We start from the raw sequence: 16,056 nt of genomic DNA, 5'->3' as shown, positions 1-16,056 counted from the left end.
TTAACCCCGGGGTGAGGTGTCGAGGACCAGGCGGGCGAGTTCCTTGGCGATCCGGACGGCGTCCGGGTGCTTGTCGAGTTGCGAGTTCGCGACCGCTCCGTCGTAGAGCAGGCAGATGCGGGCGGCGACATCGGCGGGGTCCCTAAAGCCTGCTTCTTCCGCCAACGCCAGGAGGGTGCCGGCGAGCCAGTCGCGGAAGGCACGCAAGGCCTTGGCTTCGACGCTGTCCGGGAGTGCCTCGGCATTGGCGTTGGCGAATGCGCAGCCCCTGTAGCCCGGGGCGAGAACTGCCTCCTCCAAGGCATCAAAGACGGCCAGCAGCTTATCAATCGGGTCCTCAAGGCCCAACTGATGGCGAGCGATCCGGTCGCGCCGCCGGTGGTCCCGGCCGGCAAGATAAGCGGCAACAACGTCGTCCTTGCCCGTGAAGTTGTAGAACAGCGATCCCTTTGCAACCCCGGCCTCTTCAATGAGCCGGTCAATACCGACGGTATGGACTCCCTCGGAATAGAACAGCTTGTCAGCCGCATCCAAGAGGCGTTGTCGTGCCGAAACCCGTGCAGAGGCCATACATCCACCATATCAGACAGATCGGTCTAAACAGCGCTTGACAGCTTTGTACAGATCTGTCTAACTGGAAGTGTTAGACCAATCTGTCTAAGGAGTTTCCACCTTGCTCCCCAAGAAAATGTCCGCGCGTCTCGCCTTCCCCGGGCTCGCCGCAGTATTCGCAGCGTTCTTTTTCGCTGCCGGTGCACCGACCCCACTCCTCTCGCTGCGCCAGCAGGAGTGGCACTTTTCAACTGGCACCCTTGGCATCGCTTTTTCCGCGTACGCCATAGGCCTGTTGGCGGCGCTGCTCGGGGCTGGTTCGCTGTCCGATCACGTGGGCCGTCGTCCCGTCATGCTCGCTGCTCTTGCTGCTGAACTCGCTGCGATGATTGGATTCGTACTCGCTCCAAGCATCACGTGGGTCATCGGTTCCCGCATCCTTCAAGGCATCGCCACGGGCCTGGCGACCAGCGCCTTCAGTGCTGCCATTACGGAGCAGGCACCTGCCCGATTCAAGAAGTTCGCCGGGGGCCTGGCTGCGGGTTCCGTTGCCGGCGGCCTGGGTGTCGGGGCGCTCGTGACCGGCGCTGCCGTTCAATTCACTTCCGACGCCAACACCGTGATATTTAGTGCCCTTACGGCAATCATGGCGCTGGGCCTTGTGTTCGTGGGCTTCACGTCCGAAACAACTCCGAAGTGGCCCGGCGCACTACGCTCCCTCATCCCCCGCATTGGCGTGCCCGCAGCGCTCCGCAGCGAGTTCGCTGCCGGCGTCCCGGTGCACGTCGCGGGCTGGATGTTCCCGGCCTTCTTCCTTGGACTCTCACCTGCGATCCTCCGCCTCCATTTCGCCCTGGACGGCGGACTGGTCGCAGGGTTCACCGCATTTCTAGGTCCTTTCGCCGCTGCCGTCTCAAGTTTCACCTTCAACCGGCACCCCGCCAGGCAGGCCACCATCATCGGTACGTCCCTCACGCTGATCGGGGTCATCGTGGTCCTCATCGGCGTGAATCAAACCTGGCTCGCCGCCGTCTGGATCGGTGCCGTACTCGGCGGGACCGGCTTCGGTGCCTCATTCGGGGGGCAGGTCCGCCTGATCGTCCCGCACATCCAGCCGCACCAGCGTGCCGGCGTCTTCTCCGGCATCTACACGGTCGCGTACTTGGCCTTCGGTCTTCCTGTCATCATCGCCGGGCAGCTTGTACCCATCCTCGGACCGGTACCGACCTTCCAGTGGTACGCAGCGGCCATCGTGGCCTTCGCCGTCCCGGCGGTCGTCATCCAACTGGTCCGCCAACGGCGCGATACCGCAAGCGCTCTCACCCCGGCAGCCCCCGCCGCCTGAAAAAGCAACCCCCAAGAACAATCACCACACAACAGGAGCATCAGTGAACCCGACACATCCAAGCAGCACAACGGCCATCCAAGCCCCGCCCGTGGCGTGCCGGGTTGAAGCGGTGGTCATCCCCTCGCCGACTTCTCCCGGGCCAAGGGCTTCTACGCGGGGCTGGGCTGGAGAATCGATGCAGACCTCGACGACGGCAATGGGTACCGCCTGATGCAACTGACCCCCGGGTCAGACGCCCTGTCCTCTTCGGCACCCAGGTCACCTCCGCCCAACCCGGCAGTCTCGACGGACTGCTCCTGGTGGTCGATGACACCGACGCCCGCCCGCACTGCCCTGATGGAGTACGGCGATGGACCGGGCGAGGTCTTCCAAGTCGCCAAACGGTAGCCTCGGCGGTGGTTTCCACATCAGCCTCGGCGGTGGTTTCCACATCGCAAACGAAGGACGGGCCCCAGGACAGATCCCGGCGGCCGATCGTATGCCTCCTACGCATCATTCCATGATTCGGAAGGCAACCGCTGGATCCTGCAGGAGATCACCACAAGAATCCCGGACGCATCAGCGCCACCGGTACCACGGACACAGCGGATCCCGCCGAACTACTCAAGGAGACCGCGGAGTGGAACATCTCCCTCCGGAGCCGCACTGGCGGATCACGAGCCGACCCCATGGAGGCGGCTTTCCTCTTTAGCGTGCAGGAACCTACCTTGTCCTCGCCGAACACGGCATCACCCGCCAGGACGACTCTTCATCGGCAAACCAACGCAAGCAACAGCGAATTCGTCTACCAGGCATCCACCGCAATCCCTTGACGGCTCGATATGGCGCAGGTTACAGTTTACAGCAATCCAGTTATACGAATAACTGATACGAATAACCAACGGCCCAAGGAGGTGCCCATGGCACGACCCCGCCCCCATTCAGGACCCACCATGCACGACGTCGCGGCGGAAGCGGGTGTCTCGCAGGCCACCGTCTCCCTGGTCCTGAATTCGGCCACCGGATCGCGTTTTTCGGACGACACCCGGAAACGGGTGCAGGATGCCGTCCAGAAGCTCGGGTACCGCACCAACGCCCATGCCAAAACCTTGCGTGACGGTGTCTCTGGAATCATCGGATTCCTCGGGGATGCCGTGGCCACCGCTCCCTTTGCCGGGAAGATCATCGAGGGCGCGCAGGAACGGGCATGGGAAGACGGCCTGCTCCTGCTCACCATGAACACCGGCGGAAACAAGGCCCTCGAGGCAGCGTCGCTGGACTCCATGCTCAGCTACAAGGTGGCTGGGGTGGTGTATGCGGGCATGTACCACCGCCGCTTGGACGTTCCCGAGGCGCTGATGGACGTCCCTTCCGTGGTGCTGAACTCCCAGGACCGAAAGCTCCGCCTGCACAGCGTGGCTCCCGACGAGGAATTGGGCGGCCTCACGGCTACCCGGCATCTCCTGGACGCCGGCCATACCCGGGTGGCGATGATCAACATCGAAACCCTGGAAAGCGAACTCCCCGCCGCCGTCGGACGCTTTCGGGGCTACACCCAGGCCATGAGCGAAGCGGGGCATGGCGTTCAGCCGGAGCTGGTGCGCTTCGGCAGGGGCAACGAAGAGGATGGCTTCACCCACGCCATCGAGCTGCTTACGGCTGCGGAGCCGCCCACCGCCATCTTCTGCGCCAACGACCGTACCGCCTGGGGCGCCTATCAGGCAGCCCAGGAACTGCACCTTTCGATTCCGCGTGACCTATCCATCATCGGCTTCGACAACCAGGAAACCCTCGCCCCGCACCTGCGGCCCGGCCTCACCACCCTTGAGCTGCCGTTCGTGGAGATGGGACGCCGCGCCGTGGACCTCATCCTGCAAGGCGCCGAACCCGACGGCCAGGTGGAATTCATCACCTGCCCCCTGATCGAAAGAAACTCAGTGACTCATCCCAAGGAGAAGCCATGAGCCGCATCCTGGCTCGATCCACACCGGCAGCGCCGCCGGCTCCACCCGCTGGACCAACGCGCCACACTCCCCTGCCACTGCGGCTGAAGAAAGTCGCCCGGTCCTGGCAGTTATACGTATTACTAACCCCGGCCCTCATCTATATCGCCGTCTTCAAGTACTGGCCGATGTACGGAGTGCAGATCGCCTTCCGCAACTACAACCCGGTTGACGGCTTCACAGGAAGTCCGTGGGTGGGGCTCCAGCACTTCATCAGGTTCGTCAACTCATACCAGTTCGGCCAAGTTGTGGGGAACACCCTCTGGATCGCAATCCTCGGGCTCGTTGTGGCCTTCCCCATCCCGATTGTCCTGGCCCTGCTGGTCAACCAACTGCAGAGCGAACGGTTCAAGAAGTTCACGCAGACCGTGCTGTACTCGCCGGCGTTCATCTCCACGGTGGTGGTGGTGGGAATGATGTTCGTGCTGCTGTCTCCACGGTCGGGCCTGGTCAACAACGCCATCCAACTGGCCGGCGGCGAGCCCATCTTCTTCATGGGTTCGGCCGAGTGGTTCCGGCCGATCTATGTGATCTCGGACGTCTGGCAAAACGCCGGATTCTCCATGATCGTTTACCTGGCTGCTCTCTCCGGCATCGACCCTGCGCTGCACGACGCAGCCAAGGTGGACGGCGCCTCCAAACTTCAGCGCATCCGCCACATCGACCTTCCGGGCATCATGCCCGTGGTCACCGTCCTGTTCATCCTGGCCATCGGGAACCTGCTCAACGTCGGTTTCGAAAAGGCCCTGCTGATGCAGACCAACCTGAACCTGCCGGCGTCGGAAATCATCCAGACGTACGTCTACCATGCGGGCCTGCAGCAGGCACAGTTCAGCTATTCGGCCGCCATTGGCCTGTTCAATTCCGTCCTCAACCTCGTGTTGCTGCTGACCTTCAACTGGGTAGCACGCAGGGCCAACCAAGCAACCCTCTGGTGATGCCGCTATGACCCTCCATACCGAACCTGTGGCCACTCCGGCCCCTGCCCAGCGAAACAGGCCTGGAACGAACGATCCAGGCCCCGGGCGGACTGTCCCTTTCCGCGAAAAGTGGGCCGACAAAGCGTTCAACATCACGGCCATCACCATCCTGACCCTGTCCATCATCGCGGTTGTCTACCCGCTGTACTTCATCGTCATCGCCTCCGTCAGCGACCCGAACGCCGTCTATGAAGGCAAAGTGTGGCTGGTCCCCTCCGGCGTGACGCTGGAAGGCTACCAGCGCATACTCGCCGACAGCCGGATCTGGAACGGCCTCGGCAACACCCTGGTGTACACCGTGCTGGGGACTGCCATCAGCGTGAGCACCATCCTGTGCGGCGCCTACGCCCTGTCCCGGAAAGACATGCCCGGCCGGAAGATCCTGATGCTGCTCTTTGTGGTCACCATGTTCTTCGACGGGGGCCTCATCACGAAGTACCTGGTGGTCCGCGACCTGGGCATGCTCGACACAGTGTGGGCCGTTGTCCTGCCGGGTGCGGTGGGCGTATGGAACCTCATCATCGCCCGCTCGTTTTTCGAACACACCATTCCCGGCGAACTCCGCGAAGCCGCCCAGATGGACGGCGCCAACGACTTCACCTTCTTCTTCAGGATGGTCCTGCCGCTGTCCAAGCCGCTCATCATGCTGATGATCATGGTCCACGTGGTGGCCCACTGGAACTCGTTCTTCGACGCCCTGATCTTCCTCAACGATGACACCAAGTACCCGCTGCAACTGGTTCTGCGCAACATCCTGATCCAATCGGACGTCTCCTCCACCGGCACCACCGGCGGGGACATCCAGTCCTACGCCGCCGCCCAGCGGATCGCCGAACTGACCAAATACGCCATGATCGTGGTCTCCAGCCTCCCGCTGATGATCGCCCTGCCGTTCATGCAAAAGCACTTCACCAAGGGCACCATGATCGGTGCCGTCAAGAGCTGACACCCTGCAAAACCAATGCCCGACGCCGTTGCCCCGCATCGCCGTCGTGCTCCTCCCCTCCACACAAGCAAAGGAAAACCCATGGCAACCAGCCGCAAACTCGCCGTCGCCGGCGCCCTGATGGCAGGAACGATGCTGTTCACCGCCTGCTCAGGCAACTCCAAGGGCACCACGGAGATCAAGGATTCGTCCGCGGACTTCGGCTTCCAACAGTCAGGACTTCCGATCGTCAAGGACACCCTGACCCTCAAGTTCTCCGGAACGAAAACCGCACTGGCCCCTGACTACAACACCATGTCCCTCGTGCAGCAATGGGAAAAGGACACCAATGTCCACATCGAGTGGCAGAACCTTCCCGAAACCGTGTTCAAGGAAAAGAAGAACCTCATCCTTGCCAGCGGCGACCTGCCCGACGCCTTCTTCAACAGCGGCCTGACCGACGCCGAAATCGCCACTTACTCGGCCAGCGGAACCCTCATCCCGCTGGAAGGGCTGATCGAGAAAAACGCTCCAAACCTCTCAAAGCTGCTCACGGACCGGCCCGACATCAAGGCAGCCATCACCTCCTCCGACGGGCACATCTACTCCCTCCCCTCCATCGAGGAGCTCGGCCTGGTCCAGTTCCCCAACGAAATGGCCATCAACACCGCCTGGTTGGACAAGCTGGGCATCCCGATGCCCAAAACCATCAACGAACTCCACGACGCCCTGCTGGCCTTCAAGAACCGCGACGCATCCGGGACCGGCAAGACGATCCCGCTGAGCTTCATGCCTGGCTCATGGTGTGGGGACATCGTGGACCTGATCGCCGCACTCGGCGGTGTTCCGGACAACATGGACCACAGGATCGTCCAGGACGGCAAGGTCATCTACACCGCCACCCAGGACGGTTACAAGAAAGCGCTCCAGACCCTGCACCAGTGGTACCAGGAAGGACTGATCGATCCGGAATCCTTCTCCCAGGACGACAAAGCCTACCTGGCCAAGGGCAAAGCCGGAACGGAAAACCTCGGGTCATTCGCCTGGTGGGAGATCAAGGAAATGGTAGGCGCCGACCGCGCCTCCGACTACAAGCTGCTGCCGGTCCTGGAAGGAGTGGACGGCAAGCGCCGGGCCAGCCAGTCCAACAACCAGGAGATCGCGCGCGGCGCCTTCGCCGTGACGCGGGCGGACAAGTACCCCGCCGCCACCATCCGCTGGGCGGACCACCTCTACGAACCCATCCAGTCCGCCCAGGCCAACTGGGGACCCATCGGCGAAACCCTGCAAAAGGACCCCGCCACCGGGCTGCTCACCCAGATCCCCGCACCGGCGGGCACCAGCGAAGGCGAACGCCGGCAAAAGGTCGCCCCGGGCGGTCCCAAAGCCAACACCGCTGAAAACTTCAAGAACGTCGTAGCGCCCGAACCCCGCGCCGCCGAGCGTCAGAAGACGGTCCAGGAGAACTACAAGCCCTTCGCCGCCAACGACGGCTACCCGCCGGTCCCGCTGTCCAATGAGGAAATCCAGCAGATCAGCACCATCGAGTCCGACGCCGCCACCATCGTCAAGCAGTCAACGGCCAAATGGATCGTGTCCGGCGGCATTGAGAACGAATGGGACGGCTACGTCTCACAGCTTAAGAACATCGGAGTGGACAAGATGGTCGAGGTCTACCAGCAGGCCTACGACCGGTACAAGAGCAACTCCTAAGCCCCCGGCTTTCCCTCCCGGTGCCGGGCGCGGACTCCGCGCCCGGCACCCGAGCCTGCGCCGCCCCGGCCGGCGGCATCACGAAAGAGACCCATGAACACTGTCACGTCCACCCTTGAGACCTTCCGCCCGGCCATGCACTATACGGCCAAGGACACCTGGCTCAACGACCCCAACGGCCTGGTCTTCCACGAAGGCACCTACCACCTCTACTACCAGAACAACCCGTTCGGGAACGTCCACAGCAACATGTCCTGGGGACATGCAACATCCACAGACCTGGTGAACTGGGAAGAGCAGCCGGTGGCCATCCCATGCGATAACACGGAAGAGATCTTCTCCGGAAGCATCGTGGTGGACCACGGGAACACCTCCGGTTTCAGCAACGACGGCGCCGACCCGCTGGTAGCCATTTACACCAGCGCCTACAAGCCGGCCTCAGCCCACCCCGGCATCCAGGCACAGTCCCTCGCCTGGAGTACAGACGGCGGCTACTCATGGACCAAATACGCCGGCAACCCCGTACTCACGCGTGACTCCCCCGAATTCCGTGACCCCAAGGTCTTCCGCTACGAAGGCCCCGCAGGCAGCTACTGGGTGATGGCCGCCGTAGAAGCCCACGACTACGCTGTCCTCCTCTACCGTTCCGACGACCTGAAGACCTGGGAGTACCTCAGCACCTTCGGGCCCGCGAACGGCACGGGAGGCATCTGGGAATGCCCGGATCTCTTCGAACTTCCCCTGGACGGCGACGCCGGGAACACCCGATGGGTCCTGACCGTGAACATGAACCCCGGCGGCCCCAACGGCGGGTCCGCCGGGCAATACTTCGTGGGACAGTTCGACGGCGTCACGTTCCGCTCCGAAACCACGGTCACCGAGGGCATGCAGGACGAGGGCCGCGTAGCCGACTACCAGTGGCTGGACTGGGGTCGGGACTACTACGCAGCAGTCTCCTTCAGCAACGTCCCGGACGGCCGCCGGCTGATGATCGGCTGGATGAACAACTGGCAGTACGCCAACCACATCCCCACCTCGCCCTGGCGCAGCCCCATGAGCCTCGTCCGCGACGTCACCCTCACCTCCGTCAACGGACAGCCGCGGCTGGTCCAGCAACCCGCCGCCGAATACACCACCAATTCGGTTCCCGCTTCCGCTCAGCAGCTGCAACTGGACGGGACGGTTGCGGTCGACGGCGGCACGGCCGTCCAGCAGATACAGGTCACCTTCACTCCGGGAACAGCGGAAGAATACGGCGTTGCGGTCAGGGGCGGCGAGGATGGTGCCGCTACCAGGATTGGCATCCGTCCGGTATCCGGCGAACTCCTTGTGGACCGCACCAACTCCGGCGACACTGGATTCCACGACGCCTTCCCCTCCGTCAGCACCGCACCAATCCAGCCGGGCCCCGATGGGACCTACTCCCTGCAGATCTTCATCGACCACTGCTCCGTTGAGATCTTTGCGCAGGACGGGCTCGTGACGGTGACCGAACTGATCTTCCCTGACCCCTCCGCGACCTCGCTGGCGCTCTACTCGACCGGCGGAACAGCCGCCGCTTCTCTGCAGCTGACGCCGCTCGCCTGAAACATGAACACATGCTCCAAACAACCGCACGGCCCTGACGTCCTTGTGGTCGGGGAGGCCCTGATAGACGTCGTCAACTCACCGGAAGGAGTGTCCGAACACCCGGGCGGCTCACCGGCAAACGTGGCCTACGGGCTGGGGCGCCTGGGGATCCAAACCAGCTTCCACACGTCGATTGGCCAAGATCCCCGGGGGCGCGCGATCGCCGCCCACCTGAACAGCGCCGGCGTCGAACTCCTGCCAGGTGCACACCGCGACAGCCCTACGGCCACCGCAGCCGCCACTTTGTCCGCCGATGGGTCCGCGTCCTACCAGTTCGATATCGCCTGGGACCCCTTAAGGATCGCTGCGCCCATCCTGCCGCAAATCCTGCACACGGGATCCCTCGCTTCGTTCCTGGCGCCCGGAGCCGCGGTGGTGAGGGAACTCGTTGCACAGGCTCATCGTCGGTGTCTTATCACTTACGACCCAAACATCAGGCCGGCTCTGCTGGGCTCCGTATGGGAGGCACGGTCGACGTTCGAGGATCTGGCGGCGTTTGCACACGTCATCAAACTCAGCCATGAGGACGCCGCCTGGCTTTACCCAGAATTGACGGCAGAGGAGGCTGGCAAGCGAATCCTCCGCCTCGGGCCCGGGATGGTGGTCACCACACTGGGTGCAGACGGATCACTCCTGATGACTCCTCACGGCAGGGTGCACGTACCGGCATTCCCCTCACCGGTCGTCGACACCATCGGAGCAGGGGACTCATACATGGCCGCCCTCATTTACGGGCTCCTAGCGCGCGGAACACACGGACTGACGCCCCAGGCCCAGGAAAGACTCGGCCGAACTGCTGCCGCCGCAGCTGCAATCACGGTCAGCCGAAAAGGCGCAGCTCCGCCTACCGCCGGCGAACTGTCGGCACGGCTGCAGCAGGCCAGCATCCCCAGCTGATCTGCGCGCGGCGTGTGGGCCGGGAAATCGTCCCCGCCAGCATCGTCCTCGCCCTCAGCCCCGTCATTGAACGAAACCCTCCATGTAGTGGGCGACGGCGGACGAGTTAAAAAACCTTTGACACCACCCAACTAACGCGGGTAACTTAGATCACGCAACAAGGTAACGCGAGTTACTAGCGATAAGCGTAAACCACTAGCAGCCAACGTCCAGTTCAACGAAGACTTCTGGAGCATCCAATGGCGGACACCGCCTCCCAAAGCCGGGCACGGAACTACTCAGGCATTGCTTCGCCAGGCGCTCACCCCACGCGATGAACCTGAGAGCACCCCGACTCCTGCAATTGCAGCCAGTTGATTTCGCAGTGGCCCCTTTACGCCAACACACGCCCGCTCCACAGGTCCGAGGACCTCAGCCAGCCATGAAAAGAGAAGAATGAACAGCGTTACCACCACCGTTGAGACCTACAGGCCGGCAATGCACTTCGCCGCCAAAGACACGTGGCTCAACGATCCGAACGGGCTTGTCTTCCACGAGGGCACCTACCACCTGTACTACCAGAACAACCCCTTCGGAAACGTCCACGCCAACATGTCCTGGGGCCATGCGACTTCTACTGACCTGGTCAGCTGGACGGAGCAACCGGTAGCGATTCCCTGCGATGACGTCGAGGAAATCTACTCCGGCAGCATTGTGGTGGACGCCGAAAACACCAGCGGATTCGGCGCGGACGGTAAGGCTCCCCTGGTGGCCATCTACACCAGCGCGTACAAGCCGGGCTCCCTCCACGAGGGCACGCAGGCGCAGTCCCTCGCGTGGAGCACGGACGGCGGATACTCCTGGACGAAGTACGCCGGCAACCCGGTCCTGACCCGGAACTCGCCGGAATTCCGGGACCCCAAAGTCTTCCGCTACGACGGCCCTTCGGGCAGCTATTGGGTCATGGTGGCGGTGGAAGCCCATGATTTCACCGTCCTGCTCTACCGCTCACAGGACCTCAAGATCTGGGAATATCTCAGCACCTTCGGCCCGGCCAACGCCACCGGCGGGATCTGGGAATGCCCGGACCTCTTTGAGCTGCCCCTGGACGGTGACTCCTCAGCCATGAAATGGGTCCTGACGGTGAACATGAACCCCGGCGGCCCCAACGGCGGGTCCGCAGGGCAGTATTTTGTGGGAGAGTTCGACGGCGTCACGTTCAGCTCCGAGACAACCCTCACCGAGGGGATGCAGGACCCTGAGCGCGTACCCGACTACCAGTGGCTGGACTGGGGCCGGGACTACTACGCCGCGGTCTCGTTCAGCAACGTCCCGGATGGCCGGCGGCTGATGATCGGCTGGATGAACAACTGGCAGTATGCCAACCACATCCCCACCTCGCCCTGGCGCAGCCCCATGAGCCTGGTCCGGGACGTGTCCCTCGTTTCCGTGAACGGGCAACCCCGGCTCCTGCAGCACCCCGTACCGGAAGTGAGGGCAACTTCGACACCCGGTCCCGAGCAGCGGCTGGCCCTGAGCGGCTCCGCAACTGTTGAGGGCGGCACCGCGGTACAGCTTATTGACATCACCTTTTCCCCTGGGGACGCCGAGGACTTCGGGCTTGTGGTCAGAGGGCCAGCGGACGGCACGGTCGGGACACGGATCGGGATCCACCCCGGCAGCGGCGACCTGATCGTGGACCGCACCCACTCCGGCGACACCGACTTCCACGAAGCCTTTCCCTCTACCAGCCGCGCCCCCATTGTCGCAGCCAAGGACGGCAACTACACCCTGCAGATCTTTGTCGACCACTGCTCAGTGGAGGTCTTCGCGAACGATGGGCTCGTCTCGGTGACCGAACTGATCTTCCCGGATCCAGCGCAAACTTCCCTCACTCTCTACTCCACCGGCGGCACAGCCGACGCAGTGCTCCAACTCACCAACTTCGAAAAGGATGATGCCTAATGGAATACCGCAAACTGGGAACCTCCGGCCTGTACATCAGTGAAATCGCCTACGGAAACTGGGTCACCCACGGCGAGCAGATCGACCAGGCGGCTGCGACGGAATGCGTCAAACAGGCACTGGAGTTGGGCATCACCACCTTCGACACTGCCGATGCCTATGCCGGAACCCGGGCGGAGGAAGCTTTGGGTGTGGCGCTCAAGGGAACACGCCGTGAGAGCGTGGAGATCTTTACCAAGGCCTACTTCCCCACCGGGGACGGCCGGAACGACCGCGGCCTGTCCCGCAAACACGTCATGGAGTCCATTAACTCCTCGCTGCGCCGGCTCCAGACTGACTACGTCGACCTGTACCAGGCGCACAGGTATGACTACGAGACCCCACTGGAAGAGACCATGCGGGCTTTTGCCGATATTGTCCGGGCGGGGAAAGCACACTATATAGGGGTGTCGGAGTGGACGGCGGACGAGATACGAGCCGGTGTTGCCCTTGCCAAGGACCTTGGGGTCCAGCTCATCTCCAACCAGCCGCAGTATTCCATGCTGTGGCGCGTCATCGAGCAGGAGATCGTTCCCCTGAGCGAAGAACTGGGCATTGGCCAGATCTGCTGGTCCCCGCTCGCCCAGGGAGTCCTCACCGGCAAGTACACCCCCGGCGCGGCGCCCCCACACGGCTCCCGCTTCCGAGGCGACAACGGCGAGCTGAAGAATGACCACCGCTTTCTCAACGAGGACATCCTCACCCGCGTCCAGGAACTGAAGCCCCTGGCCGAAGAGACCGGACTGTCCATGGCAGCCTTCGCGGTCGCATGGGTACTGCAAAACCCCAACGTCTCGGCAGCCATCGTGGGAGCATCCCGGCCCGAGCAGCTCGTGGACAATGTCCGGGCCGCAGGAGTCAAACTCGACCAGGAAATGCTCCTGAGGATCGATGACATCCTCGGCCCCGTCATTGAAAGAGACCCCGGGAAGGTCGAGTCCTTCAAGCAGCGCCCCTAACAGCAGCGGCTGAAGAAACGTCTTGACACCGTTTAGTAACGCGGGTAACTTAGATCACAGCCCGAAAGTAACGCGAGTTACTAAACATAGATTCACCCAATTGCTTCCGTATTAGCACGGGCAACCCCAGCTCAATGAAGACCTCTGGAGCATTCAATGGCGAAGACCACCTCCCCCGCCAAACCCGGCACTGCCCGGCAGCGTGGCGTCACCATGAATGACGTAGCCAAGCATGCCGGAGTATCCCGGACAGCTGTTTCATTCGTGCTGAACAACCGTGAAGACGCCAGCATCTCGGAGGAGACCCGAGTCCGCATCGCTGAGGCGGTTCAGGCTTTGGGCTACCGCCCAAATGCCGGGGCGAGGGCGCTGGCATCCCAGCGCAGCGATTGGTACGGGATCGTCACCGAGATCGTCACCGCCCCCTTCGCCGTGGACATCATCAAAGGTGCCCAGGACCAGGCCTGGAGTGACGGCCGGTTCCTCCTGATCGCCCCGTCGGACCAGGGTGATGCGGCCGGCCCCAACCAGGGGATGGAGGATGCTGCTGTGGAAAAGCTGCTGGAGCAGCGGGTGGAAGGCCTGCTGTACGCCGCAACACACCACCGCGGCGTCCATGTGCCCCGCAGCGCGCACGAAGTACCCACGGTGCTCGTCAACTGCTTCGACCTGGACGGGAAGCTGCCCTCAATCGTCCCTGACGAACGCGCGGGCGGACGGGTCGCCGTCGAACGCCTCCTCAGGGCCGGCCACACCAAAATCGGTGTGATCAACCTGGACCCGCGCATCCCGGCAGCTGTTGGGCGTTTGCAGGGCGTCCGGGAGGCCTTGGCCGACGCCGGCCTGGAGCTTGATCCGGAGCTGGTGACGGCCGGATATGCGACGGCAGACGGCGGCTACGACGCTGCGTGTCAGATCCTTGACCGGTACCCGGCCAAGGAAAGGCCCACCGCACTGTTTTGCCTCAATGACCGTATGGCCATGGGGGCTTACGACGCCATCAAGGAACGTGGCCTGGCCATCCCCGGTGACATCGCCGTGATCGGCTTCGACAACCAGGAACTCATCGCGGCCTACCTCAGGCCCAAGCTGACTACTGTTGCGTTGCCGTTCGAAAAGATGGGCGCTCTGGGAGTCCAGACGCTCGCCACCCTTACAGCCGGACAGCCGATCACTGCCAATCAGCAGTTGGTCGACTGTCCGCTGTTAGAACGCTCTTCGGTCTGACCGCGAAATCAACGTCGAAGAGCAAAACCCCAACCCACCCTTCACCTTGCTGATGAAGACAGGAAGAGATAACCCCATCATGACACAAACCAAGTTCCTCAAGTCCGCCCGCATTGCCGCGGCCGGACTGGCGGTAGGCGCGATGCTGCTGACCGGCTGCGCCGCCACCGGCAACAAGTCCGGCGGCACCGACGCCGCGGCCAACGCCAGCGCATTCCTCACCATTCCCCGTGAAGACATGGGAACGTTCGTGCAGAACTTCAACCCGTTCGCGCCGACCGTCAACCCCATGGTCCAGCAGTCCATTTACGAGTCCCTCCTGGTCTTCAACGCGGCCAAGGGGAATACGGTGCCGTGGCTGGCCACCGACTGGAAGGCCGCGGACGACGGAAAGTCCATCACCTTCACCCTGCGTGACGGGGTGAAGTGGTCCGACGGCCAGCCCTTCGTTGCCGACGACGTCGCGTACACCTTCGAGCTTCAGAAGAAGCTTAAGGGCGGCTACGAGTACCTCGACGGCGTCACGGCCCAAGGCAACAAGGTCACGTTCAACTTCAACAAGCCCTGGTCCCCCGCCCTGTACGACGTCGGCCAGCTCAGCATTCTGCCCAAGCACATCTGGTCCGCACTGGCCGATCCGGAAAAGGATGCCAACGCCAAACCTGTGGGCACCGGACCGTACACCGAGGTGGACAACTTCCAGGCGCAGTCCTTCGTGCTGAAGAAGAACCCCAACTACTGGCAGCCGGATAAGCAGAAGATTGCCGGCATCAAGATGCTCGCGTTCGCGGGGAACGACGGCGCCAACCTCGCCGCCGCCAACGGCGACGTGGACTGGGCGCCCCAGTACATCCCGAATATCGAAAAGACCTTCGTCTCGAAGGACAAGGACCACCGGCACTACTGGTTCCCTCCGACCGGTGCCATGATCAACTGGCAGCTCAACACCACCAAGGCGCCCTTCAACGATGTTGATGTCCGCAAGGCGCTGAGCATGGCCGTGGACCGGGACCAGGTCACCAAGATCGGCATGAGCGGCTACGCGCAGCCGGCCGACTGCACCGGCCTCTCCGGCAACTACGAGACCTGGAAGAACACCCAGGTCAAGGACAACTGCACGTGGACCAAGCACGACGTCCAGCAGGCAAACGACCTGCTGGACAAGGCGGGCTACCCCAAGGGCGCCGACGGCAAGCGCACGCTCAAGGACGGCAAACCGTTCGAGTTCAAGATTTCCGTGGGTGCTACCTCGTCCGACTGGCTCTCCGTGGCCAACGTTATCTCCCAGAACCTGGCGGAGGTCGGCGTGACCGCGAAGGTGGACTCCCCGGACTGGGCTGCCGTCGTGGCAGGGTACGAAAAGGGTGACTTCGACTCCGGCATCGTCTGGAGCGCCAACGATCCCAGCCCTTACAAGTACTTCAACACCACCATGGGCACTGCATCGGTGAAGCCGGTGGGCACTAAGGCCTCCGACAACTACCACCGTTTCGGCGACCCCAAAGCCGATGCCCTGCTGAGCGACTTCGCCGCAGCCACGGACCAGTCCAAGCAAAAAGATATTGCCAACAAGCTGCAGGAAGAATACAACGACGTCGCACCACTGGTGCCGCTGTTCTCCGGCCCGGAATGGGGTGCGTACAACGACACCCGCTTCACCGGCTGGCCCACCCAGGACAACCCGTACGCCACCCTCTCTGTCCGCGCACCCTCCACGGTTCTCGTGCTGACCAGCCTGGAACCGCGCAAGTAGTCCCCACCGCCGCCCTAACCTCGCTGCGCTTCGGCCAGGGAACCCAGGGCGGCGTGGGCCCATCCACCGCCGAGCTTGAGGTCCACCTGATCTCACGCCACCTATGCC

General features: G+C 62.9%; 12 protein-coding genes. 11 read left to right on the top strand and 1 reads right to left on the bottom strand.

What is annotated here, in order from left to right; genetic code table 11:
* Positions 1-570: a TetR/AcrR family transcriptional regulator gene (locus tag ASG79_RS08310; protein WP_056390089.1), complete on the bottom strand. Its 570-nt coding sequence runs from the start codon at positions 568-570 to the stop codon at positions 1-3.
* Positions 571-673: 103 nt separating this feature from the next.
* Between ASG79_RS08310 and ASG79_RS08305 the strand changes: the two genes are divergently transcribed.
* The 11 genes from ASG79_RS08305 (at position 674) to ASG79_RS08255 (ending at position 15,948) form a co-directional block, all read left to right on the top strand.
* Entirely contained in the window at positions 674-1,897 is a 1,224-nt protein-coding gene (locus tag ASG79_RS08305) for an MFS transporter (RefSeq protein ID WP_235509767.1), read from the top strand.
* A 902-nt stretch (positions 1,898-2,799) separates the two neighbouring features.
* Entirely contained in the window at positions 2,800-3,843 is a 1,044-nt protein-coding gene (locus ASG79_RS08300) for a LacI family DNA-binding transcriptional regulator (protein ID WP_235509766.1), read from the top strand.
* Complete coding sequence (locus ASG79_RS08295) at positions 3,840-4,820, top strand: ABC transporter permease (protein WP_056390081.1); 981 nt, start codon at positions 3,840-3,842, stop codon at positions 4,818-4,820. The genes ASG79_RS08300 and ASG79_RS08295 overlap by 4 nt, the downstream gene beginning before the upstream one ends.
* Before the next feature lie 7 nt (positions 4,821-4,827).
* Positions 4,828-5,808 carry a carbohydrate ABC transporter permease gene (locus ASG79_RS08290; RefSeq protein WP_082581701.1) on the top strand — a complete coding sequence of 327 codons (981 nt, stop codon included), beginning with the start codon at positions 4,828-4,830 and terminating at the stop codon, positions 5,806-5,808.
* Positions 5,809-5,889: 81 nt separating this feature from the next.
* Complete coding sequence (locus tag ASG79_RS08285; RefSeq protein ID WP_056390079.1) at positions 5,890-7,500, top strand: ABC transporter substrate-binding protein; 1,611 nt, start codon at positions 5,890-5,892, stop codon at positions 7,498-7,500.
* 93 nt (positions 7,501-7,593) lie between these two features.
* On the top strand, positions 7,594-9,087 hold the full coding sequence (locus tag ASG79_RS08280; protein ID WP_056390077.1) for a glycoside hydrolase family 32 protein: 1,494 nt from the start codon (positions 7,594-7,596) through the stop codon (positions 9,085-9,087).
* Between the two features lie 3 nt (positions 9,088-9,090).
* Positions 9,091-10,026, top strand: coding sequence for a carbohydrate kinase family protein (locus ASG79_RS08275; RefSeq protein ID WP_056390069.1), 936 nt, complete (start codon positions 9,091-9,093; stop codon positions 10,024-10,026).
* Positions 10,027-10,461: 435 nt separating this feature from the next.
* Entirely contained in the window at positions 10,462-11,970 is a 1,509-nt protein-coding gene (locus tag ASG79_RS08270; RefSeq protein ID WP_056390066.1) for a glycoside hydrolase family 32 protein, read from the top strand.
* The gene (locus ASG79_RS08265) at positions 11,970-12,968 is read left to right on the top strand and encodes an aldo/keto reductase family protein (protein ID WP_056390064.1); all 999 of its coding nucleotides are present in this window, start codon (positions 11,970-11,972) and stop codon (positions 12,966-12,968) included. Before ASG79_RS08270 ends, ASG79_RS08265 begins: the two co-directional genes overlap by 1 nt.
* Positions 12,969-13,124: 156 nt before the next feature.
* Positions 13,125-14,195, top strand: a complete 1,071-nt coding sequence (locus tag ASG79_RS08260) for a LacI family DNA-binding transcriptional regulator (protein WP_056390062.1) — start codon at positions 13,125-13,127, stop codon at positions 14,193-14,195.
* 79 nt (positions 14,196-14,274) lie between these two features.
* Positions 14,275-15,948 (top strand): ABC transporter substrate-binding protein, encoded by a 1,674-nt coding sequence (locus ASG79_RS08255; protein ID WP_056390060.1) that lies wholly within the window; start codon positions 14,275-14,277, stop codon positions 15,946-15,948.
* Positions 15,949-16,056: the final 108 nt, after the last annotated feature.

Origin of the sequence: Arthrobacter sp. Soil761 (assembly GCF_001428325.1) — a bacterium.
GTDB lineage: Bacteria > Actinomycetota > Actinomycetes > Actinomycetales > Micrococcaceae > Arthrobacter.
The sequence above is the reverse complement of the archived record's forward strand: the minus strand, read 5'-3'. Positions and strand labels throughout refer to the sequence as shown.